The sequence below is a fragment of the Caballeronia pedi genome, from assembly GCF_001544915.2.
In the GTDB taxonomy this organism is placed as follows: domain Bacteria; phylum Pseudomonadota; class Gammaproteobacteria; order Burkholderiales; family Burkholderiaceae; genus Caballeronia; species Caballeronia pedi.
This window is the reverse complement of record NZ_FCOE02000044.1, coordinates 1-22,034: the sequence shown is the minus strand read 5'-3', so window position 1 is coordinate 22,034 and position 22,034 is coordinate 1. Positions and strand designations below refer to the sequence as shown.

Here is a 22,034-nt window from a genome sequence, read left to right as displayed (position 1 = left end):
GAGATATAGAGGATTCACATGGCAAGCCTTTCCATCCGTGACGTGTACAAGACCTACCCGAACGGGGTGCCGGTTCTCAAGGGCGTCAACATCGACATCGAGGACGGTCAGTTCCTGATCCTCGTCGGCGGCTCGGGCTGCGGCAAATCGACCTTGCTGAACATGATCGCGGGTCTCGAAACCGTGACGCGCGGCGACATCATGATCGACGGCAAGACGGTCAACGACCTCTCGCCGAAGGATCGCGACATCGCGATGGTGTTTCAGTCCTACGCGCTCTACCCTTCGATGAGCGTGCGCGAGAACATCTCGTTCGGCCTCAATATCCGCAAGGTGCCGAAGGACGAGCAGAAGAAGATCGTCGATCGCGTGTCGGAAACGCTGCAGATCGGTCACCTGCTCGATCGCAAGCCGGGGCAGCTGTCGGGCGGTCAGCGTCAGCGCGTCGCGATGGGCCGCGCGCTCGCGCGCGATCCGGTGATGTTCCTGTTCGACGAGCCGCTCTCCAACCTCGATGCGAAGCTGCGTATCGAGATGCGCTCGGAGATCAAGCTGCTGCATCAGCGTCTGGGCACGACGATCGTCTACGTGACGCACGATCAGATCGAAGCGATGACGCTCGGCGACCGCATCGCGGTGATGAAGGACGGCATCGTGCAGCAGTTCGGCGCGCCGCAGGAAATCTACGATTCGCCATCGAACCTGTTCGTCGCGGGCTTCATTGGCGCGCCGCCGATGAACTTCATCGCCGGCAAGCTGGTGGAGGCGGGCTCGGGCGTCGGTTTGCAGCTCGATACGGGCATCGCGCAGAAGGTGTTGAATCTGCCGTTCGATGCGGGCCGGTTGCGCGGCAAGGTCGGACAGGACGTGATTCTCGGATTGCGCCCCGAGCGCATCACCGACTCGCGCAGCGCGCATGATGTGTCGGATACGAGCCTGCAACCGGTCGATGTGCGCGTCGACGTGATCGAGCCGACGGGTCCGGACACGCTGGTGTTCGCGCAGGTGAACGGCAAGCGCATCGTGTCGCGCGTGCACCCGGCGTCGAATCCGCAGCCGATGTCGAACATGACGCTGTTGTTCGATGTGTCGAAGGCGGTGCTGTTCGATCCGCAGACGGAGGAGCGGCTGGCTTGAGCCTGCTGTTCGATTGACTTCAGACGCCACGGTCAGCCGTGGCGTTTTTCATTGTGCGACCATTTACAAGGCACAATCGGCGTTTTGCAATTCGATCCGCCCGCCCGCATGCCTCTCCTCTCTTCCCATCCCGAACTCGCCTGGCCCACCTCGGACGCGCTCGACCCCTTCATCGGCCTCGAAACCCTCGGTGACGCCAACGTGCAAACCTGGGTCGATGCCCAGAACCGCCGCACCGAAGCCGCGTTCGGCAACACGTCGGAAGCGCGCGCGCTCGCCCGACGGCTCGAAAAAGCGTACACATCGCAGGACCGCATCGTGTCGTGTTCGCGCTATGGCGACTGGGCCTACAACACCTGGCAGGACGACGCGCATCCGCTCGGCATCGTGCGCCGCACGCCGTGGAGTGCGTGGCTCGCGGGCGCGCCCGTCTGGGAAACGATCCTCGACGTCGACGCACTCGATCTCAACACCAAAGAGCACGACGACACCCGCTGGGCCCTCGCCGACTTCGACATGCGCTACCCCGACTACGACCGCGCGCTCGTGAGCCTGTCGCCGGGCGGCTCGGACGCGTGCATGGTGCGCGAGTTCGATATCGCATCGAAAAGCTTCGTCGCGGATGGCTTCGTGCTGCCCGATGTCGGCAAGCACGACATCTCGTGGATCGATCGCGACACGGTCTATGTCGGCTGGGACGACAGCAAGACCAACCCGCGCCCCGCGCTCACAACCTCGGGCTTTCCCCGCCAGGCGCGGCGCTGGAAACGCGGCACGCCGCTCGCGGATGCGCCCGTCGTGTTCGAGGGCAACCGGCGCGATGTGTCGGCGGGCGTAGACTACGATCCGCTCGAAAAGCTGCATCTGGCGTCGCGCGCGGTGACGTTCTTCGACACGCTCAACTACTGGCTCGACGAGACGTCGAACGAATGGCGTCAATACGATCTGCCGACGCACACGGAGATCGAGCACTGGAACGGCTGGCTCTTCGTGACGCCGCGCAAGTTCTGGAACGCGGGCGGGCGTCGCTACGCGCCCGGCACGCTGACCGTGATCCGCCGCGACGCGTTTCTCGCAGGCTCGCGCCACTTCACCGCGCTCTTCACGCCGTCCGAGCGGCTCGTGCTCGCGGGCATCGACTTCACGAAACACTGGCTGATCGTCTCGCAGATGGACGACGGCACGCCGCGCGTCACGCTGCTGCGCCCGCCCGCGACGCCCGACGGCGAGTGGGCATCGCGCGCCTTCGCGCTGCCGGATGCGAGCCAGTCATGGGTCGATTCGATCGACAGCGAGCGTGACGACACCGTGCTCATCCACGTCGAGCACTTTCTGACGCCGCCGTCGCTGTATCACGCCGATCTCGCCAACGACGCCCCGTGGCAACTGCTCGCGCGCCTGCCCGCCCAGTTCGATGCGGCCGGTCTCACCGCCGTGCGCCGCCACGCGCTCGCGCCGGACGGCGAGCGCATTCCCTACTGGCTGATCGGGCGCGAGGTCGAAACGCGCACCGACGCGCGCCCTTGCCTGCTCTACGGCTATGGCGGCTTCGAAGTCGCGCTCGATCCGGGCTACGACGCGACGACCGGCATCGCGTGGCTGGAGCGTGGCGGGCTTTACGCAGTCGCGAACATTCGCGGCGGCGGCGAATTCGGGCCGGCATGGCATCAGGCGGCGCTGCGCGAGAAACGCCAGATCGCCTTCGACGATTTCATCGCGGTAGCCGAGGCGCTCATCGATACGGGCGTCACCACGGCAAGGCAACTGGCGATTCGCGGCGGCAGCAACGGCGGCCTGCTCACCGGTGCCTGCATGATCCAGCGGCCCGAGCTGTTCGGCGGGGTGCTGTCGGAAGTGCCGCTGCTCGACATGGCGCGCTTTCACCTGCTGCTGCAGGGCGCATCGTGGATCGACGAATACGGCGACCCCGACGACGACGCCGATCTGCGTCATCTGCTCGCGTACTCGCCCTATCAGAACGTGAAGGCGGACGTCGCGTATCCGCCGGCGCTCTTCACTTCGTCGACGAGCGATGACCGCGTGCATCCGGCGCACGCGCGCAAGATGGCCGCGAAGATGCAGGCGCAAGGCCACGCGAACGTGTGGTATCAGGAAACCGGCGACGGCGGACACGGCGCGGGCGTCGAGCCGGGCGCGGTGGCGCAGGCGGAAGCGGCCGCGTTCGCGTTCCTCGCGGCGACGATCGGGCCGCTCGCCTGATTCAGACTTTCACGGGCGCCGCATGCGAGCGCAGCACCAGCGTGCGCCCGGCGAAGGTCAGCACGCCGCATACGCCGATCACGACGCCCATGCCGTGCGGCGATACATCGTGAAACGCGCCGACCGCGAGACTCGCGAGCGCGCCGAGCGCAAGCTGCATCGCGCCGAATACGGCGGCGGCCGCGCCCGCGTTGTGCGGATAGCGGTGCATCAGCTCCGTCGTGCAATTCGCCGACAACAATCCGACCACGCCGACGACGAAAAACAGCGTCACCACGATCGACCACAGACCGCCCCACCCCGTCAGCGACACGAGCGCGACCGCGAGGGCCGCCACGACGCTCACGAACGACGCCGCCGAGATCATCTTCATCGCGCCGACGCGGCCGACGAACTTCGTGTTGAGCACGTTCCCCGCGATGATCCCGACGATGTTCAGCCCGAACAGCAGCCCGTAATACTGCGGCTTGACGTGGAAATAATCGATGTAGACGAACGGCGTCGCGGTGATATACGCGAACATCGACGCGAACGCCATGCCGCCGCACATCATGTGGCCCCAGGTGACCGGATCGGTCAGCAGATGCCCGTACGCGGCGAACGACTTGCCGATCGCCGCGCTCGCGCGTTTCTCCTTCGGCCAGGTCTCGGGCACGCGCAGGTACGCGGTTACCGCGCAGGTCAGACCGAACAGCGTCAGCGCGACGAACACCACACGCCAGCCGCCGAGCAGCAGCAATTGCCCACCGATGAGCGGCGCGAGCAATGGTCCGATCGACGTAACGATGGAGAGCATCGACAGCACACGGGCGGCGTCGGTCGGTTCGTGAGCATCGCGGGCGATGGCGCGCGCGAGCACCGACGCCGCGCCCGCGCCGAGCGCCTGCAGAAAGCGCACGGAGACGAGGGTATCGATGGAAAACGCCACCGCGCAGCCGATGCTCGCGAGCGCATACAGCGCGATGCCGCCGAGCAGGACCGGGCGGCGGCCGTAGGCGTCGGACATCGGGCCGTAGAGCAGCATGCCGAACGAGAAGCCGAACATGAAGCTCGTGAGCGTGCTTTGCGCGGCGGCCGGACTCGTGCCGAACGAGGCGGCGAGCGCAGGCAGGCTCGGCAGATACATGTCGATCGACAGCGGGCCGCACGCGGCGAGCGCGCCGAGCAACAGGATCAGCCGGCCGTCGGGCCGGCGCCGGGTGGTGTCGGGCATGGATTTCGGGAGACGGGAAAAGGTGAAGGCGACGCGGCTTTGCGCCGCCCGAGCGAGCGACCATTGTACGCGACGCCCTGCCGTGATCCGGCCCTGAGCGCCGCGTTGCGCTAAGCTCATCGCTCGCTCACGTCCTGTTCCGTCGATCCGATGACCGCCTTTCTGCTGATCTGGAGCCCCAAAAAGTGGCCGTGGCCCGAGTTGCCCGATGTCGCGCGCCGCGTGGCGGCAGGCGATGCCGTCGCCGATGTGTGGGGCTGCGGCACCGCGCGCGGGCTCCTGCCGGGCGACCGCGTGTTCGTGCATCGCGTGGCGCAGGAGCCGAAGGGCGTGTTCGCGTCGGGCTGGGTGACGCGCGCGCCGTACGAAGTGCCCGATGCGGGAGCCAGGCGAGGCTATCGGCTGTGCATCGATTTCGTCTACGACTGGCTCGTCGATGCGCACACGCAAGTCGTCGTCACGCGCGAGGAACTGCGCTCGCATCCGTTCTCCGTGCAGACGTGGGATGCGCAAATGTCCGGCACGCTCATCAAGCCGATGGCCGAAGGCGCGCTGGAGAAGCTGTGGACCGCGCGCACCGGACGGCGCGCGCGGCCGCCCGCGCCGCCATCGGCCACATAGGCGCGACACGGCCTGTTCGCATCGACTCCGGTACAATTTCAACAAGATTTTTTCGCGTCGGACCGCGCGTTCTGCACGCCGCCGCTCAGGCACCCGGAACGCTTCACGCGACTCCCGCATCCACTTTCAGCGCAGGTCCTCATCCATGTCCAAGAATCAAGCTCTGTTCGAACGCGCCCAGCGAACCATTCCCGGCGGCGTGAACTCGCCGGTGCGGGCGTTCCGCTCGGTCGGCGGTACGCCGCGCTTCATCGAGCGCGCCGCGGGCCCGTACTTCTGGGACGCCGAAGACAAGCGCTATATCGACTACATCGGCTCGTGGGGCCCGATGATTCTCGGCCACGTTCATCCCGAAGTGCTCGACGCGGTTCAGCGCGTGCTCGCGAACGGCTTCTCGTTCGGCGCGCCGACGGAAGCCGAAATCGAGATCGCCGAGGAAATCTGCAAGCTCGTGCCGTCGATCGAACAGGTGCGCATGGTGTCCTCCGGCACGGAAGCGACCATGAGCGCGCTGCGCCTCGCGCGCGGCTTCACGAACCGCAGCCGCATCATCAAGTTCGAAGGCTGCTATCACGGCCACGCGGACAGCCTGCTCGTCAAGGCGGGCTCGGGCCTGCTGACGTTCGGCAATCCGACTTCCGCGGGCGTGCCCGCCGATATCGCGAAGCACACCACCGTGCTCGAGTACAACAACGTCGAGCAGTTGAACGAGGCGTTCGCGGCGTTCGGTTCGGAAATCGCGTCGGTGATCGTCGAGCCGGTCGCGGGCAACATGAACCTGGTGCGCGCGACGCCCGAATTCCTCAATGCGCTGCGCGAGCGCTGCGACGAGCACGGCGCGGTGCTGATCTTCGACGAAGTGATGTGCGGTTTTCGCGTCGCGCTCGGCGGCGCGCAGGAGGTCTACGGCATCAAGCCGGATCTCACCTGCCTTGGCAAGGTCATCGGCGGCGGCATGCCGGCGGCGGCCTTCGGCGGGCGCCGCGACATCATGGCGCATCTCGCGCCGCTCGGCGGCGTGTATCAGGCGGGCACGCTGTCGGGCAATCCGATCGCGGTAGCCGCGGGCCTCAAGACACTGCAACTGATCCAGCGCCCCGGCTTCTACGACAATCTCGCGAAACAGACGCGCAAGCTGGTCGACGGTCTCACCGCCGCCGCCCACGACGCGAAAGTGCCCTTCTCCGCCGATTCGATCGGCGGCATGTTCGGCCTGTATTTCATGGATCAGGTGCCGGGCAGCTTCGCGCAGATCCAGCAAGGCGACACGAAGCGCTTCAACGCATTCTTCCACGCGATGCTCGACGCGGGCGTGTACTTCGCGCCGTCGGCGTTCGAGGCGGGCTTCGTGTCCAGCGCGCACGACGACGCCGTGATCGACGCGACGCTCGAAGCGGCGCGCGGTGCGTTCGCGTCGCTCGCAGCCTGACGCGCCCGGGCCACGCCGATGTTCTCGCAAACCGACTTCACGCATATGGAGCGCGCGCTCGCGCTCGCCTCGAAGGGCATGTACACGACGACGCCGAATCCGCGCGTCGGCTGCGTGCTCGTCAAGAACGGCGAAGTGATCGGCATGGGCTACACGCAGCCGGCCGGCCAGGATCACGCCGAAGTGCAGGCGCTGAAAGACGCCCGCTCGCGCGGCAAGGACCCGCGCGGCTCGACCGCGTATGTTTCGCTGGAGCCGTGCAGCCATTTCGGGCGCACGCCGCCGTGCGCGCACGCGCTCATCGATGCGCGCGTCGAGAAGGTCATCGCCGCGATGGAAGATCCGAACCCGGCGGTATCTGGCCGCGGTCTCACGATGCTGCGCGATGCGGGCATCGATGTGCGCTGCGGGCTGCTCGCGACCGAGGCGTACGAAATGAATATCGGCTTCGTGTCGCGCATGACGCGCCGCCGTCCGTGGGTACGCGTGAAGGTCGCCGCGACGCTCGACGGCCGCACCGGCCTGCCGTCCGGCGAAAGCCAGTGGATCACCGGCGAGGACGCGCGCGCCGACGGCCACGCATGGCGCGCCCGCGCCTGCGCCATCCTCACGGGCATCGGCACGGTGCGCGAGGATGATCCGCAACTGACGGTGCGCGCGGTCGACACGCCACGCCAGCCGCAGCGCGTGCTGATCGACAGCCGTCTGGACGTGCCGATGCAGGCGCACATCCTCGATGGCGCGCCGCCGTGGATCTTCCATGCCGCCGACGCCGATCCCGCGCGCATCGACGCGTTGCGCGAGAAAGGTGCTGATCTGATCGAACTGGCGAACGAGCACGGCAAGGTCGATCTGCCCGCGATGCTCACCGCGCTCGCGGATCGCGGCATCAACGAACTGCACGTCGAGGCGGGCCACAAGCTGAACGGCTCGCTGCTGCGTGAAGGCTGCGTCGACGAACTGCTGATCTATCTCGCGCCGAGCCTGCTCGGCAGCGCGCCCGGCATGTTCGACTTCGCGCCGCCCGACACGCTCGATGCACGGCCGCATCTGAAATTTCATCGCATCGACCGGCTCGGCGACGACTTGCGCATTCTCGCGCGCAACGCCTGAGCGGATCACACACGAAAATCAAGGAACGAAGCCGATGTTTACAGGAATCGTCGCGGCGGTGGGCCGCATCGAAAAAGTCACGCCGCTCGGCGCGGAGCCGGAAGCGGGCGTGCGCCTGACGGTCGCCGCGGGCGCGCTCGATCTGGCGGATGTCGAGCTTGGCGACAGCATCGCGATTCAGGGCGCGTGCATGACGGTCATTCAGAAGTCCGCCAATGCATTCGACGTCGAGGTTTCGCGCGAAAGCCTGAACAAGACGGTCGGCCTCGGCGATGCCGGCGCGGGCGTGAATCTGGAGAAGGCGTTGCGGGCGCACGACCGGCTGGGCGGGCATCTCGTTTCCGGTCACGTCGACGGACTGGGCGTCGTGTCGAAGTTCGAGCCGGTGGGTGAGTCGCATGAATTGCGCATCGTCGCGCCGAAGGGCATCGGCAAATATCTGGCCTACAAGGGCTCGGTTACCGTGAACGGCGTGAGTCTCACGGTGAATTCCGTCAGCGACCGCGCGGATGGCTGCGAATTCTCCATCAACCTGATTCCGCACACGGTCGAAGTCACGACGCTCAACGCACTTGCGAAAGGCGCGAAGGTCAATCTGGAAATCGATCTGATCGCGCGCTATGTCGAGCGCATGATGAGCGCGCAGTGACTCGCCGCGTTTGTTCGACCCGGCGCGACTTAACGCTCCGCGCCCCAGAGGTCCCTGAATTCGAAGGAAATCTCTTTCGTGTGCCGCAGTGATAGGAACGTCACCGCGTCACCCGACAACAGATAAAGCAGCACGTAGTTGTCGAACACATATTCGTGGAGTTCGCCCTGGCGTACTCCACCGGCCTTCGTCATCTCGGCGATCTCCTCGATCGCGAGCAAAGCGTCGACCGTATCGGGCTTCGAATTGAGCAGGCGTCGCCCGAGAGCCGGAAAGCGCTGCAGCAACGGTATGACCTTTTTGTCGATCGCCTCGATCAGCCGCAGAAAGCTTTTCGGCTCGTTGACACGATTCCAGTAGCGCTCGATATCCGTGAGTCGGGCGTCGAAGTCGCTCGAGATTCGGATGGTCGCGCGCTTGCATTCATCATTCACGATCCGGCTCCCCGTCATCGCTTCGCTCGGCGCCCAGACGGGCTCTGAGACGAGCGAAATACTCGTCGGCGTCTTCCGTGCCGTTCCTGTCGAGATTCTTCAGCGCCGTCAACGCGTCGTTCAGCAACACCAGATGAATGCGCGCCTTTTCCATTCGGTAGAACGCTTCGAGCTTCTCCGTGCTGATCAGCGCTGCGCAACTTTCGCCATTCTTGGTGATGATTTTTTCAGTTCCGCCGCGCACTTCCTCGACCAGTTCGGAAAGATTGGCACGCGCCTGCGACAGCGGGATGATGTCCTTTGCGGTGTAAGCCACGGCAGGCTCCGTACGAATTAATGTACTTAACATTGTACGATATTTGCGCATTGAAGTTTTAGGTGCCCCTAGTTTCTCAAGCGCAACGCCGCCACACCATTCGTCCGAATGGCTTAGGCAAATCGCCATCCGTCGACGGCAAGTGATTTCAGCCTCGGTCCATCGGCCGTGGCGTAAAATACGCCCTTTCCCCAAACCGGACCCCGCACGGGACGTCATCATGTCGCTCGCCTCCACTCCTGAGATCATCGCTGAACTGAAAGCCGGCCGGATGGTGATCCTCGTCGACGAAGAAGACCGCGAAAATGAAGGCGATCTCGTCATCGCCGCCGAATTCGTCACGCCCGAAGCCATCAATTTCATGGCGAAGCACGGCCGCGGCCTCATTTGCCTCACCCTCACGCAGGACCGCTGCAAGCAGTTGAATCTGCCGCTCATGACGCATCGCAACGGCACGCAATACGGCACGGCCTTCACGGTCAGCATCGAAGCGGCGGAAGGCGTGACGACCGGCATTTCCGCCGCCGACCGCGCAAAGACCATCGCCGCGGCCGTCGCGCACGATGCGCGCGCCGAGCACATCGTCCAGCCGGGCCACGTGTTCCCGATCATGGCGCAACCGGGCGGCGTGCTCGTGCGCGCGGGCCACACGGAAGCCGGCTGCGACTTCACCGCGCTCGCCGGCCTCACGCCCGCCGCGGTGATCTGCGAGATCATCAAGGACGACGGCGAGATGGCGCGTCTGCCCGATCTCATCGAGTTCAGCCAGCAGCACGGCATCAAGATCGGCACGATCGCCGATCTGATCCATTACCGCAGCCGCACCGAGTCGATCATCGAGAAAGTCTGCGAGCGCACCATGCAGACCGCGCACGGCCCGTTCCGCGCGGTGCTGTACCGCGACGAGCCGACGGGCTCGCCGCACATCGCGCTCGTGCGCGGCACGCCGCGTCCCGACCGCGACACGCCGGTGCGCGTGCACGAGCCGCTTTCAGTGCTCGATCTGCTCGAAATCGATTCCTCGACGCATTCGTGGACCATCGACGCCGCGATGAAGGAAATCGCCGCGCGCGACCTCGGCGCAATCGTCATGCTCAACTGCGGCGACACGAAGGACCATCTCGTCGACGTGTTCCAGGCGTTCGACCAGAAGGAAAAGGCGGCCGTGCTCAAACGCCGTCCGATCGACTTCAAGACTTACGGCATCGGCGCGCAGATCCTGCGCGATATCGGTGTCGGCAGGATGGAAGTGCTCGCGAATCCGCGCAAGCTGGGCAGCATGTCGGGCTACGGCCTGGAAGTGACCGGCTTCGTGCCGATGCCCGGCTGCCCCGCCACGGCCGCGCCCGTGGACACGCCCCTCACCCAGTTGCGCTCGGTCTGAGACCGCCGGCCGCACAACCTCATTCCACACAATTCCAAGGGAAGGACCTCATTCATGGAAATCGGACAATACCAGCCGAACCTCGACGGTGACGGCTTGCGCATCGGCATCGTGCAGTCGCGCTTCAACGAACCGGTGTGCAACGGCCTCGCCGACGCGTGCATCGAAGAGCTGGAGCGCCTCGGCGTGATCGGCCAGGACGTGCTGCTCGTCACTGTGCCCGGCGCGCTCGAAATTCCGCTGGCGCTGCAAAAGCTCGCGGAGTCCGGCCAGTTCGACGCGCTGATCGCGCTCGGCGCGGTCGTGCGCGGCGAGACGTATCACTTCGAACTGGTGTCGAACGAAAGCGGCGCGGGCATCTCGCGCATCGCGCTCGATTTCGGCATTCCGGTTGCGAACGCCGTGCTGACGACCGAAAACGACGAACAAGCCGTCGCCCGCATGACCGAGAAGGGCCGCGACGCTGCACGCGTGGCGGTCGAAATGGCGAATCTGTCCGTCGCGCTCGAGCAGCTCGGCGGCGATGACGAAGACGAAGACGAAGAAGACGAGGACCGCGCATGAAGAGCGCACGCCGCCGTTCGCGTGAACTCGCGACGCAAGGGCTTTATCAATGGCTGCTGTCGGGCGCGCCCGCCGGCGAAATCGACGCGCAATTGCGCAACGCACAGGGCTTCGACAAGGCCGATCAGGCGCATCTCGATGCGATCCTGCACGGCGTGATCAAGGAATCCGACGCGCTGTCCGCACAGTTGCAGCCGTGCCTCGACCGCCCGATCGAGCAGTTGTCGCCGGTCGAGCGCGCGGTGCTGCTGGTCGCCGCGTTCGAATTCAAGCATCACATCGACGTGCCGTATCGCGTCGTCATCAACGAGGCGGTCGAGCTGACCAAGACCTTCGGCGGCTCGGACGGCTACAAGTACGTGAACGGCGTGCTCGACAAGCTCGCCGTCGTGATGCGCCCCACCGAGGCGCAGGCGCGCGGGCGCGGAGCGTAAATGACCGCCGTTTCGGAACCGCTCGTCCGGCTCGCGTCGCGCGTCGATGCGATCGAGCCGTTCTACGTGATGGAGCTGATGAAAGAGGCCCAGGCGCTGGAACGCGCGGGCCGCGACGTCATCCACATGAGCATCGGCGAACCGGACTTCACCGCGCCGGAGCCGGTAATCCACGCCGCCGCCGATGCACTGAAGCGCGGCGTCACGCAGTACACCAACGCGCTCGGCATTCACGCCCTGCGCGAGGCGATCGCGCAGCATTATCGCGATACCTTCGGCCTCGCGGTCGAACCGGAGCGCATCGTCGTGACGGCGGGCGCGTCGGCGGCGCTGCTGCTCGCGTGCATGGCGCTCGTCGATAACGGCGACGAAGTGCTGATGCCCGATCCGTGCTATCCCTGCAACCGGCACTTCGTGTCGGCGGCGGATGGCAAGCCGGTGCTCATCGCGAGCGGTCCGGCCGAGCGCTTTCAGCTCACGGCCGCGCATGTCGAGGAAAACTGGACCGATAAAACGCGCGGCGTGCTGCTCGCGTCGCCATCGAATCCGACCGGTACGTCGATCGAACCGGACGAGTTGCGGCGCATCGTCGAAAAGGTGCGCGCGCGCGGCGGCTTCACGATCGTCGACGAGATCTATCAGGGTTTGAGCTACGACGCGAAGCCCGTGTCCGCGCTCTCCTTCGGCGAAGACGTGGTGACCGTGAACAGCTTTTCGAAGTATTTCAACATGACCGGCTGGCGGCTCGGCTGGCTGGTCGTGCCGCACGCGATGGTCGGCGCGGTCGAGAAGCTCTCGCAAAATCTGTTCATTTGCGCGTCGGCGCTTGCGCAGCATGCCGCGCTCGCGTGCTTTCAGCCCGAGACGCTCGCGATTTACGAAGCGCGCCGGCTGGAGTTCAAGCGGCGGCGCGATTACATCGTGCCGGCGCTGCGCTCGCTGGGTTTCGGCGTGCCGGTCGTGCCCGACGGCGCGTTCTACGTCTACGCCGATACGACCTCGGTTCACCACCCCGCCGCCGGCAACAGCGATGCGCTCACGCACTCGATGCTCCACGACGCGGGCGTCGTGCTCGTGCCGGGCGCGGATTTCGGCTTTCATGCGCCGGAGCGCTACATTCGTCTTTCCTACGCCACGGCGTATTCGAAGCTCGAAGAAGCGGTTCAGAGGCTGGGAACGCTGTTCAGCCGATGACCTGAACGCAACAGGCAAGAAAAAAGGGCACCGCGAGGTGCCCTTTTCTTTTACGTCCGACGAATATCTCAAGCGCCGAATTCCGCCGACGCAACGTGTTTCGTTTCGCCGTCGCCATCATCCTGCGATGCCGACTTCTTCGCCGAGTCGATCGTCACGTGGACGCGCTTTTCAGCGGTCGTCGACGCCAAAACCTGCTTCGGCGCGGCCTGAACCGGCGCTTGCGGCGCATTGATCGGCACATTGCGGCCGCGCGCGATATCGCGCAGGCGCGAACGCTCGGCCAGCACCTTGGCGCCGTAGCCGCCGTCGTCCTGCGTCGTCGAGCCGACGTAGTAGCGCAGACCACCCGCCACCGAACCACCGCGCGCGATGCAGTCCTTCAGCACCAGCGCGCCGACCTTGATGTTCGCAAGCGGATCGAGCGCCGCGTGCGAGCCGCCGAAGTACTGGAATTTGTCGGAATGAACCTTCGACATCACCTGCATCAGGCCCTGTGCGCCCACGCCGCTTTCGGCGTACGGATTGAAGCCCGATTCGATCGCCATGACGGAAAGCAGCAGCAGCGGATCGAGGCCGACTTCGCGGCCGGTGTCGAACGCGGCGCGCACGAGTTCGCTGACCGGATCTTCCGCCACGCGATAACGGCGCGCGATGAAGTTCGCGACGAGCTTCTGCTCGCGCGTGGAGACGAGCACGCGGTCGTCACGCGCATCGGCAACGACGCGTTGCGCCGGAATCATGCTCGCGAGCATGCCGACGGACGGCATCGTGCGCGGGTCCAGCCCGTTGGGCGAGACTGCGAGGCTGATGCCGCCGGTGAGCCGGTGCGTGCTGGCGTCGTCGCTGGCGGCCGCGCCGAGCGACGGCACGACAGCGCCGGGCGCCTTGGACTCGACCGCTGCGGCGTTGGCCGCGAGGTTCTCGGGCAGCATCGGATCGCTCGGCGGGCGATGTACCGCCGCGAACGGCGGCAGCGGCTGGCCCGCGAGCAGACGCGCCGGTCCGGCCTGCACGGCCGCCGACACGAACGGCATGATCTTTGCGGCAAACGTGGTGCGCCAGGATGGCAGCAACCACAGTGCGAGCGCGCTGACGACCGCCGCGCAGCCCACGATGGCGAAGAGATGGTGACTCAAACGGCGTCCACGACGCAGCGCCACACGCACGATCTGCGCGGCGCGGGTGTCGGAACCCCACCAGAATGAAGCGTTCATCGATACTCCCAATGTTGCATGATTTGCGCAGATGAATACGAATTGAACACGCATTCGAAACACAAATCAGACACCGCTCGCACCTGGCAAGCGTAAGCGGCATCGGGGATACGGCATGCGCCGTCTGGAAAGCCGATCCGGTCAAAGACCACCGGTTGCGCGGCACGAACTGCATGCCCTGGATGCGCACATGGCTTTCCACGCGAAAAACCGGCGTGTCAAACGCCGGCAAGGACAACCAACAGCCATGAATCGCCGGGCAGGAGCGGCGCAGGCGACGCACGTGCGTCTGAAAAAACCTGAGGCGAAGGTAAAAACTTTCAAAACCTGCAATGGGTGTGAGGCGATTCTATCAGGGTTTAATGATCCGTCAATGCTATAGACTTCTGTTTCAATTACTTACAGTTATATTGAACAGCGTTCAGCGCCCGAAAAGCACGTCTCACGGGCCTTTCGAACCGGAATTTGCTGAATGTCCCCCAACGCACGGACGCCGGCGCAGGTAAAATCGACAATCGCCTAGCGCGCAGCCGTCCCGGCCCTTCACCGCGTGCGTCGGGCGCCTTCGAGTCCTTCGAGCCCTATTCCGACTATTGATGAAATATAAAGATCTGCGCGACTTCACCGCCCGCCTCGAAGCGCTCGGCGAACTGCGCCGCATTCGGCAGCCCGTCTCTCCCGTTCTCGAAATCACCGAAATCTCGGACCGCGTATTGCGCGCGAGCGGCCCAGCGTTGCTCTTCGAAGCGCCCACCGGCCACACGATGCCCGTGCTCGCCAACTTGTTCGGCACGACCCGGCGCGTCGCGCTCGGCATGGGTATCGAAACGGAAGCGCAGAGCGGCGCCGATGTCAGCCTCGGCAGCGACGTCGCCGCGCTCAGCTCGCTGCGCGATGTCGGCAGGCTGCTCTCCGCGCTCAAGGAACCGGAGCCGCCGAAAGGCCTCAAGGACGCGGGCAAGCTGCTCTCGCTCGCGAAGGCCGTCTGGGACATGGCACCGAAAACGGTCAGCGCGCCGCCCTGTCAGGAAGTGGTGTGGGAAGGCAACGACGTCGATCTCCATCGGCTGCCGATACAGACCTGCTGGCCCGGCGACGCCGGACCGCTGCTCACCTGGGGCCTCACCGTCACGCGCGGGCCGAACAAGCCGCGCCAGAATCTCGGCATCTACCGGCAGCAGTTGATCGGGCGCAACAAGCTCATCATGCGCTGGCTCGCGCATCGCGGCGGCGCGCTCGACTTCCGCGAATTCGCGCTGGCGAATCCCGGCAAGCCATACCCGGTCGCGGTCGTGCTCGGCGCCGATCCCGCGACGATCCTCGGCGCCGTGACGCCGGTGCCCGATTCGTTGTCCGAATATCAGTTCGCCGGCCTGCTGCGCGGCTCGCGCACCGAACTCGCGAAGTGTCTGACGCCGGGCGTCGATACGCTGCAGGTGCCGGCGCGCGCCGAGATCGTGCTCGAAGGCTTCATCTATCCGCAGGACGGCGCGCCGCCGCCCGCGCCCGCAGGCGCGCCGCTACGTCCGTCGGCTGGCGCCGCCGCGAAGTACGAGCACGCGCTCGAAGGGCCGTACGGCGATCACACCGGTTACTACAACGAACAGGAATGGTTTCCGGTCTTCACCGTCGAGAAAATCACGATGCGCCGCGACGCCGTGTTCCATTCCACCTACACCGGCAAACCGCCCGACGAGCCCGCCGTGCTCGGCGTCGCGCTGAACGAAGTATTCGTGCCGCTGCTGCAGAAGCAGTTCAGCGAGATCACCGATTTCTATCTGCCGCCCGAGGGCTGCAGCTATCGCATGGCGATCGTGCAGATGAAGAAGAGCTACCCCGGCCACGCGAAGCGCGTGATGTTCGGCGTGTGGAGCTTTCTGCGGCAGTTCATGTATACGAAGTTCATCATCGTGGTGGATGAAGACGTGAACGTGCGCGACTGGAACGAAGTCATCTGGGCGATCACGACGCGTGTCGATCCGACGCGCGACACCGTGATGGTCGACAACACGCCGATCGACTATCTCGACTTCGCCTCGCCGGTCGCGGGACTCGGCTCGAAGATGGGGCTCGACGCGACCAACAAGTGGCCCGGTGAAACGACGCGCGAATGGGGCCGCCCGATCGTGATGGACGAAGCCGTGAAGCGTCGCGTCGATGCGCTGTGGAACGAACTCGGACTGGATAAATCATGATCGCGGCCACGCTCTATCGCGGCGACGTCGTCGAGAACACGCATGCGGCGCACGTCGCGGTCGTCGATGCGGATGGACGTCTCGTGCATTCCTTCGGCGATCCTTATCGCGTGACGCTGCCGCGCTCGGCGGCGAAGCCCGCGCAGGCGCTCGCGGTCATCGAAACGGGCGCGCTCGCGCGCTTCGGTTTCAGCGACGAAGACCTCGCGCTGATGTGCGGCTCGCACAGCAGCGAGCCGCGTCATATCGAGCGCGCGCGGGCGATGCTCGCCCGGTCGAACGCGAGCGAGAGCGATCTGCGCTGCGGCGGCCATCCGCCGATCTCCGAAGCGGTCTACAAAGACTGGATCAGACGCGACTTCACGCCGACGGCTGTTTGCAGCAACTGCTCCGGCAAGCACGCCGGCATGCTGGCGGGCGCGCGGGCGATGAACGCATCGCTTGCCGATTACCACTTGCCAGAGCATCCGCTGCAAGCGCATGTGAAGCGCACGATGGCGCGCGCCGTCGATCTCGCCGACGACGAAGTGCAATGGGCCATCGACGGCTGCAATCTGCCGACGCCCGCCTTCCCGCTCGAACGTCTCGCGCGGCTCTATCTGAAGATCGCCGCTGCGTCCGAGGGCTCGCCGCTTGCCCGCATCCATCGCGCGATGACGTCGTATCCCGAACTCGTCGCGGGCGAGGGGCGCTTCTGCACGCTGCTGATGCAGGCGTTCGGCGGCGAACTCGTCGGCAAGACGGGTGCGGACGCGAGCTATGCGATCGGCGTGCGGCGCGAGCACGGTGCGCTCGGCATCGCGGTGAAGGTCGAGGACGGCAACACGTCGGTGCTCAACGCGGTCGTCGTGCATGTGCTCGATCTGCTCGGCATCGGCACAGAGCGGCAACGCGATGCGCTCGCCGCCTTCCGTAATCCAATGACGCGCAACACGATGAGCGTGCCGACCGGCCGCCTCGATGTCAGCTTCACGCTTCACAATCATTAATAACAACATGCATTCGTGGTCGCTGCTGTCGGACGGTTTTTTTCTGTCGCTGTCTTTGTGTCTGGATATCGGGATCGCCAATGTCGCGATCATTTCGCTCGCGCTTTCGCATGGCTTCAGGCCGGGGCTCGTGCTCGGCCTGGGAACGTGTTTCGGCGATCTGTTCTATGCGGCGCTCGCGCTGGCCGGCATGTCGGCGTTGCTGCAGTTTTCCGCCGTGCGCTGGGTCGTGTGGATCGGCGGGGCGATCGTGCTGCTCTTTCTGACCTGGAAGATGGCGCGCGAGGCGCTCAATCCCGCGACCGCGCCGCCCGTCGAAGGCGAAGCGGATTTCTGCGCGCCGCTGCCCGCGCACTGGAAAAGCTTCGTGCGCGGATGCCTGCTGGCGGTTTCATCGCCGAGTGCGATTCTGTGGTTCGCGGCGGTGGGCGGCGCGCTGATCGCGAAGAGCGGCGCGACGAGTCCCGTGAGCGCTTCGGTGTTTCTGATCGGCTTCTTCGCCGGCGGGCTCGGCTGGACGATCTTCATCTGCACGCTCGCGAGCCACGGCAGAAAGCGCGCCGGAACCCGGCTTCTGCGCGCCTGCCACGTCATGTCCGCAGTGCTCTTCGCTTACTTCTCGTATAGCGTGATCGTCAATGGCTACCGCGATCTGATCGTCCACGCGGCATCGTGAAAATGCGGCGTCACGCGACGAACTGAGCCAGCTTCGCCAGATCGACGTTGCCGCCCGAGACGATCACGCCGACCCGCTTGCCCTCGACCGGCACTACCTTCTGCAGCACGGCCGCCGCCGCGAGACAACCGGTCGGCTCGACGACCATCTTCATGCGTTGCGCGAAAAAGCGCAGCGTCTCGATGAGTTGCGCGTCGCTCACGGTGACGATGCTGTCCACGTGACGTTGAATGATCGGGAAGTTGTATTCGCCGACATGCGTCGAAGCCGCGCCATCGGCGATCGTGCGCGGCACTTCGATATGCACGATCTCGCCGCGCGCGAGCGACTGCTGCGCGTCGTTGCCCGCTTCCGGCTCGACGCCGATGACCTTGCAGTCCGGCGCAAGCGCCGCCGCCGCGAGCGCGCATCCGCCAATCAGCCCGCCGCCGCCGAGACACACGAACAGGTAATCGAGCGGTCCGGTTTCCTCGATCAGTTCCTTCGCCGACGTGCCCTGCCCCGCGATCACATGCGGATGGTCGTAAGGCGGGATCAGCGTCATGCCGCGCTCCTCGGCGAGCTTGCGGCCGATTTCCTCGCGGTTCTGCGTATAGCGGTCGTAGGTGATCACTTCGCCGCCGTAGCCGCGCGTCGCGGCCATCTTCGCGGCGGGCGCGTCCTCGGGCATCACGATCGTCGCGCGGATGCCGGCGAGCTTCGCGGACAGCGCGATCGCCTGCGCGTGATTGCCCGATGAGAACGTGATGACACCGGCCGCGCGCTGACGCTCGTCGAAATGCGAGATCGCGTTGTACGCGCCGCGGAACTTGAATGCGCCCATGCGCTGGAAGTTCTCGCACTTGAAGAAGAGCGACGCGCCCGCGATGGCGTCGGCGGTGCGGGAGGTCAGGACGGGCGTGCGATGCGCGGCGCCTTCGATGCGCCTGGCGGCATCGGCGACGTCATCGAAAGTCGGGGCGGGAAGTGAGGACATCGGAGTCGGCCTGCGAGGCGAAGAGGGACACCATTTTCCCACGCCCAAACAAAAAGGCGATGCATGCTCGCATCGCCTTTCTGTTTTATCCGGCGGACCGCTTAATGGCGCCAGTAGCCCGGCCCGTGCCGGTAATAGCCGTGATGCCCGTAGTAAGGGCGGCCATAGTACGGACGGCCGTAATAACCGTATCCGCCATAACCGCCGACGACCACCGCGGGCGGCGGCGCGTACACGACAGGCGGAGGCGGCGCCACATACACCGGCTGCGGCGGAGCCATATAGACGGGCGCGGGCGGCGCGGCATACACCGGATAGGCCGGCACCCCGATACCCACGCCGACCGAAACATGCGCTTGCGCAACAGTGGCGAAACCCACGCCGAGCGCGCCAGCAACCAAAAGACCACCGAGCTTTTTCACTTTCGTTCTCCTCGCCGCTTCGCGTGTTGGCCGGTCTGCACGGCTCACGAGCGACGGTATGAAAACAATTTATCGAAAAAGCGCGCCAGTCGCAGAAGCCATTTGTTGCAAATTGCAAGTTCCTTAACGCGCATGCGAATGTGTAAGCCGGAGCGCGCGTGCAACCGCGCTCCGATCGACCGTTCGGCGGACTTCAGCGCGACGCGGCGCGCGAACCCGTCGGCAAGCGATAAAAAGCGCGTAACGTCTAATTACAAAACAATGGAAAAGCCCCGCCGGACAATCCGTCCGGCGGGGCTTTTAATGTATTACGCGAATTACCCGAAGCTAGTGTTTGATTCAGCCCACTTTGACGTAGGCAAACTCACGCGTGACGTTCGGCGGCACATAAGCCGCGCCGATCACGACCCGCGGCGTCAGACGCTTCTTCTGGTCCCACCAGCGGCGACGCTGGGCCTGGCTCAAGAATCGCAGATGCTTTCGATAAGAGAAAATGCTCATGGCGACCTCCGAACGTAGCGAATGAAACCCCAAGGGAAGCCCGGCGGCCTCGGACCGCACGTTCTATCCCGCTGAATCCGTCTTCTCTTTGATATTGAGCGCCCTGTCCGTACATCGATGTTCGCAAAGAAACCAAGTCTTCACATCGATGTGCGTTAAACCACATTCAGCAGAAAGCATGCCGTTTCGATACACACCTCCGCGTTAAAAAAAGCCCTTGTTCTTATCCGTTCGCGTGTCCGGCGGGAAACACATTTGCATCCGTCCTGCCGTTTCGCCTTTTCGCTTTCTGTCTTTATATCCTGCCAGTTTTGCATGAAATACGCTTTTCCGAGATCGTCTCAAATTGGCAACACTAGGGTTTTCCGATGCTGGCGCGCACCGTGCAAACCGGCTTGCACATAGCTTTCGTCAGCCTTTCATGCATTCGCGCGAAGAATCGCGCGCGGCACGTGCGACAACGTCCCCAAGCTGCTTTAAAGCCATGATAAGGTGACGTCCGGCGCATCCCACCAGACGATTTGGCGGGCGGGGAATCCAGGCGCCGCGCCGCGATGCCTCCGGCACGATACTCAAGTCCAGAGAACGAACAATGATCAAGGTCAGCATCCACCATTCGCGCCGCGCGGACGGCCTCGTCGATATCGACACCCCCGGCGGGCGACGCTTGACTCGCTAGCCTTCGCCTTCTTCAACCTTTCGCTTTAACGACCCCACGCATCCTAGAGGACCCGAGATGTTCGGCGAGATCGCCCGTTTTCTGCTCAATACCCTGTTCACCCTGTTCGGCGCGGCGCTTCTGCTGCGCGCGTGGATGCAGGTCGTACGCATGCCGCCCTACAACCCCGTCTCGAATGCCGTGATGCAGGCGACCAACTGGCTCGTGCTGCCGCTGCGCAAGATCCTGCCTGGCGGCAAGATCGACTGGGCCAGCATTCTCGCGGCCTTCATTGCGTCGGCTGTCTATGTGACGCTGATGGTCGTGCTCGCGGGCATCGACCCGACGCTCATGGTGCCGATGCTTCTGCTCGTCGCATTGCTGACCGTCGTCAAATGGGCGCTGAACCTGATCATCTGGGTGACGATCCTGATGGCGCTGCTGTCGTGGCTCAACCCGCAGTCGCCGGCGATGCCGCTGCTCTACCAGATCACCGCGCCGTTCCTCGATCCGCTGCGCCGCATTCTGCCGCGCCTGGGCGGCATCGATCTCTCGCCGATCCTGCTGTTCGTGATCGTGCAGGTGCTGTTGATGGTGGTGACGCGCATGGCGGTCTCGATGACGCTCTTCGGCATCTGAGCGCCAGCGGGCGCGATTGCGCCTCGGGACGCGTTGCGCTTACAATAGCCGCCTCATGCGGGCGTCGTATAATGGCTATTACCGTAGCTTCCCAAGCTACAGACGTGGGTTCGATTCCCATCGCCCGCTCCAGAATCCCAGCGAAAGCCGCCCCAAGTCACGTTTGGGCGGCTTTTTAGTTTCCAGCATCGCTCGCCATGAACCACGATCCTCAGGACGACGCCGACGACGGCATCGAAAACGACGTCCCCCCCGAAACAGACGCGAACGCCACGCTGCGCCATCGCCGCATCCGCAGCTTCGTCACCCGCGCGGGCCGCGTGTCGCCGGGGCAGCAACGCGCGATCGACGAACTCGGCCCGCGCTTCGTCGTGCCCTACACGCCGCAACCCGGCGACTGGGACGCGCTGTTCGACCGCAAGGCGCCGCGCGTGCTGGAAATCGGCTTCGGCATGGGCGCGACCACGGCGGAGATCGCGGCCACGCGTCCGGGCGATGACTTCATCGGCGTGGAAGTGCATGAGCCGGGCGTCGGCGCGCTGCTGAAGCTGATCGGCGAGCAAGGGCTCGCTAATATCCGCATCCTTCAGCACGACGCAGTCGAAGTGCTCGAACACATGATCGCGCCGGACAGCCTCGACGGCGTGCATATCTACTTCCCCGATCCGTGGCACAAGGCGCGTCATCACAAGCGCCGTCTGATTCAGCCGAAGTTCGTCGCGTTGCTCGTGTCGCGCATGAAGCCGGGCGCCTACATTCATCTCGCGACCGACTGGCAGAACTATGCCGAGCAGATGCTGGAAGTCCTTTCGGCGGAAAGCGCGCTGGAAAACACCGCGGACGGCTATGCGCCACGCCCGGATTTTCGCCCCGTCACGAAGTTCGAGCGACGGGGACTCAAGCTCGGACACGGCGTGTGGGATCTGATGTTCCGCCGCCGCTGAACCGCTCGGCACAAACGCAAACGCCACGGCAAGTGAACTGACCCCACGAAGTTGGACGGTTAAATTCTAGCGGGTAGCCGAGGCCTGAGTTCTGTATTGCACGGGACTC

Annotated in this window: 22 protein-coding genes and 1 tRNA gene; 16 read left to right on the top strand and 7 right to left on the bottom strand. The window is 64.8% G+C overall.

What is annotated here, in order from left to right; all coding sequences use genetic code 11:
* The first annotated feature begins 18 nt into the window (after positions 1 to 18).
* Together AWB80_RS36195 and AWB80_RS36190 are read left to right on the top strand one after the other, a co-directional pair.
* Entirely contained in the window at positions 19 to 1,137 is a 1,119-nt protein-coding gene (locus AWB80_RS36195; RefSeq protein ID WP_061179446.1) for an ABC transporter ATP-binding protein, read from the top strand.
* Between the two features lie 108 nt (positions 1,138 to 1,245).
* The gene (locus AWB80_RS36190; protein WP_061179445.1) at positions 1,246 to 3,357 is read left to right on the top strand and encodes a prolyl oligopeptidase family serine peptidase; all 2,112 of its coding nucleotides are present in this window, start codon (positions 1,246 to 1,248) and stop codon (positions 3,355 to 3,357) included.
* Between the two features lies 1 nt (position 3,358).
* Here the strand turns inward: AWB80_RS36190 and AWB80_RS36185 are convergent, their stop codons facing one another.
* Complete coding sequence (locus AWB80_RS36185) at positions 3,359 to 4,570, bottom strand: Bcr/CflA family multidrug efflux MFS transporter (RefSeq protein WP_061179444.1); 1,212 nt, start codon at positions 4,568 to 4,570, stop codon at positions 3,359 to 3,361.
* Positions 4,571 to 4,720: 150 nt separating this feature from the next.
* On the opposite strand from AWB80_RS36185, the gene AWB80_RS36180 reads away from it, so the two are divergent.
* The 4 genes from AWB80_RS36180 to AWB80_RS36165 all read left to right on the top strand — a co-directional run bounded on the left by AWB80_RS36180 (position 4,721) and on the right by AWB80_RS36165 (position 8,382).
* On the top strand, positions 4,721 to 5,191 hold the full coding sequence (locus AWB80_RS36180) for a hypothetical protein (protein WP_061179443.1): 471 nt from the start codon (positions 4,721 to 4,723) through the stop codon (positions 5,189 to 5,191).
* Positions 5,192 to 5,336: 145 nt separating this feature from the next.
* Positions 5,337 to 6,620 carry a glutamate-1-semialdehyde 2,1-aminomutase gene (gene hemL, locus AWB80_RS36175; RefSeq protein ID WP_061179442.1) on the top strand — a complete coding sequence of 428 codons (1,284 nt, stop codon included), beginning with the start codon at positions 5,337 to 5,339 and terminating at the stop codon, positions 6,618 to 6,620.
* Between the two features lie 18 nt (positions 6,621 to 6,638).
* Positions 6,639 to 7,733 carry a bifunctional diaminohydroxyphosphoribosylaminopyrimidine deaminase/5-amino-6-(5-phosphoribosylamino)uracil reductase RibD gene (gene ribD / locus AWB80_RS36170; RefSeq protein ID WP_061179441.1) on the top strand — a complete coding sequence of 365 codons (1,095 nt, stop codon included), beginning with the start codon at positions 6,639 to 6,641 and terminating at the stop codon, positions 7,731 to 7,733.
* 34 nt (positions 7,734 to 7,767) lie between these two features.
* Positions 7,768 to 8,382 carry a riboflavin synthase gene (locus tag AWB80_RS36165; RefSeq protein WP_061179440.1) on the top strand — a complete coding sequence of 205 codons (615 nt, stop codon included), beginning with the start codon at positions 7,768 to 7,770 and terminating at the stop codon, positions 8,380 to 8,382.
* A gap of 29 nt (positions 8,383 to 8,411) precedes the next feature.
* Here the strand turns inward: AWB80_RS36165 and AWB80_RS36160 are convergent, their stop codons facing one another.
* Both AWB80_RS36160 and AWB80_RS45125 read right to left on the bottom strand, forming a co-directional pair.
* Positions 8,412 to 8,816 carry a type II toxin-antitoxin system RelE/ParE family toxin gene (locus AWB80_RS36160; RefSeq protein WP_061179439.1) on the bottom strand — a complete coding sequence of 135 codons (405 nt, stop codon included), beginning with the start codon at positions 8,814 to 8,816 and terminating at the stop codon, positions 8,412 to 8,414.
* Positions 8,809 to 9,354, bottom strand: coding sequence for a type II toxin-antitoxin system Phd/YefM family antitoxin (locus tag AWB80_RS45125; RefSeq protein ID WP_244206919.1), 546 nt, complete (start codon positions 9,352 to 9,354; stop codon positions 8,809 to 8,811). The genes AWB80_RS36160 and AWB80_RS45125 overlap by 8 nt, the downstream gene beginning before the upstream one ends.
* Here AWB80_RS45125 and ribBA point away from each other — a divergent pair.
* The 4 genes from ribBA to AWB80_RS36135 are packed head-to-tail and all read left to right on the top strand — an operon-like array spanning position 9,353 to position 12,708.
* A complete protein-coding gene (ribBA, locus tag AWB80_RS36150; protein ID WP_061179437.1) occupies positions 9,353 to 10,516 on the top strand; it encodes a bifunctional 3,4-dihydroxy-2-butanone-4-phosphate synthase/GTP cyclohydrolase II in 1,164 nt (387 codons plus the stop codon). The genes AWB80_RS45125 and ribBA overlap by 2 nt on opposite strands.
* Before the next feature lie 54 nt (positions 10,517 to 10,570).
* The gene (gene ribH, locus AWB80_RS36145) at positions 10,571 to 11,080 is read left to right on the top strand and encodes a 6,7-dimethyl-8-ribityllumazine synthase (RefSeq protein ID WP_061179436.1); all 510 of its coding nucleotides are present in this window, start codon (positions 10,571 to 10,573) and stop codon (positions 11,078 to 11,080) included.
* Positions 11,077 to 11,514, top strand: a complete 438-nt coding sequence (gene nusB / locus AWB80_RS36140) for a transcription antitermination factor NusB (RefSeq protein WP_061179435.1) — start codon at positions 11,077 to 11,079, stop codon at positions 11,512 to 11,514. The genes ribH and nusB overlap by 4 nt, the downstream gene beginning before the upstream one ends.
* Entirely contained in the window at positions 11,515 to 12,708 is a 1,194-nt protein-coding gene (locus AWB80_RS36135) for a pyridoxal phosphate-dependent aminotransferase (RefSeq protein WP_061179434.1), read from the top strand.
* 68 nt (positions 12,709 to 12,776) lie between these two features.
* On the opposite strand, the gene AWB80_RS36130 is transcribed toward AWB80_RS36135, so the two are convergent.
* Positions 12,777 to 13,925: a transglycosylase SLT domain-containing protein gene (locus AWB80_RS36130; protein WP_061179433.1), complete on the bottom strand. Its 1,149-nt coding sequence runs from the start codon at positions 13,923 to 13,925 to the stop codon at positions 12,777 to 12,779.
* 596 nt (positions 13,926 to 14,521) lie between these two features.
* Here AWB80_RS36130 and AWB80_RS36125 point away from each other — a divergent pair.
* The 3 genes from AWB80_RS36125 to AWB80_RS36115 are packed head-to-tail and all read left to right on the top strand — an operon-like array spanning position 14,522 to position 17,785.
* The gene (locus AWB80_RS36125; protein WP_061179432.1) at positions 14,522 to 16,120 is read left to right on the top strand and encodes a UbiD family decarboxylase; all 1,599 of its coding nucleotides are present in this window, start codon (positions 14,522 to 14,524) and stop codon (positions 16,118 to 16,120) included.
* A complete protein-coding gene (locus AWB80_RS36120) occupies positions 16,117 to 17,109 on the top strand; it encodes an asparaginase (protein ID WP_061179431.1) in 993 nt (330 codons plus the stop codon). Before AWB80_RS36125 ends, AWB80_RS36120 begins: the two co-directional genes overlap by 4 nt.
* A gap of 7 nt (positions 17,110 to 17,116) precedes the next feature.
* Entirely contained in the window at positions 17,117 to 17,785 is a 669-nt protein-coding gene (locus AWB80_RS36115) for a LysE family translocator (RefSeq protein WP_061179430.1), read from the top strand.
* Positions 17,786 to 17,795: 10 nt separating this feature from the next.
* Here the strand turns inward: AWB80_RS36115 and AWB80_RS36110 are convergent, their stop codons facing one another.
* The 3 genes from AWB80_RS36110 to AWB80_RS44500 all read right to left on the bottom strand — a co-directional run bounded on the left by AWB80_RS36110 (position 17,796) and on the right by AWB80_RS44500 (position 19,684).
* A complete protein-coding gene (locus tag AWB80_RS36110) occupies positions 17,796 to 18,761 on the bottom strand; it encodes a threo-3-hydroxy-L-aspartate ammonia-lyase (RefSeq protein ID WP_061179429.1) in 966 nt (321 codons plus the stop codon).
* A gap of 101 nt (positions 18,762 to 18,862) precedes the next feature.
* Positions 18,863 to 19,183, bottom strand: a complete 321-nt coding sequence (locus AWB80_RS36105) for a hypothetical protein (protein WP_061179428.1) — start codon at positions 19,181 to 19,183, stop codon at positions 18,863 to 18,865.
* Between the two features lie 339 nt (positions 19,184 to 19,522).
* Complete coding sequence (locus AWB80_RS44500; protein WP_167354150.1) at positions 19,523 to 19,684, bottom strand: hypothetical protein; 162 nt, start codon at positions 19,682 to 19,684, stop codon at positions 19,523 to 19,525.
* 736 nt (positions 19,685 to 20,420) lie between these two features.
* On the opposite strand from AWB80_RS44500, the gene AWB80_RS36100 reads away from it, so the two are divergent.
* The 3 genes from AWB80_RS36100 to trmB all read left to right on the top strand — a co-directional run bounded on the left by AWB80_RS36100 (position 20,421) and on the right by trmB (position 21,925).
* The gene (locus AWB80_RS36100; protein WP_061179427.1) at positions 20,421 to 20,981 is read left to right on the top strand and encodes a YggT family protein; all 561 of its coding nucleotides are present in this window, start codon (positions 20,421 to 20,423) and stop codon (positions 20,979 to 20,981) included.
* 57 nt (positions 20,982 to 21,038) lie between these two features.
* Positions 21,039 to 21,113 (top strand) — tRNA-Gly (locus AWB80_RS36095).
* Positions 21,114 to 21,178: 65 nt separating this feature from the next.
* A complete protein-coding gene (trmB, locus tag AWB80_RS36090) occupies positions 21,179 to 21,925 on the top strand; it encodes a tRNA (guanosine(46)-N7)-methyltransferase TrmB (protein ID WP_061179426.1) in 747 nt (248 codons plus the stop codon).
* Positions 21,926 to 22,034 lie beyond the last annotated feature (109 nt).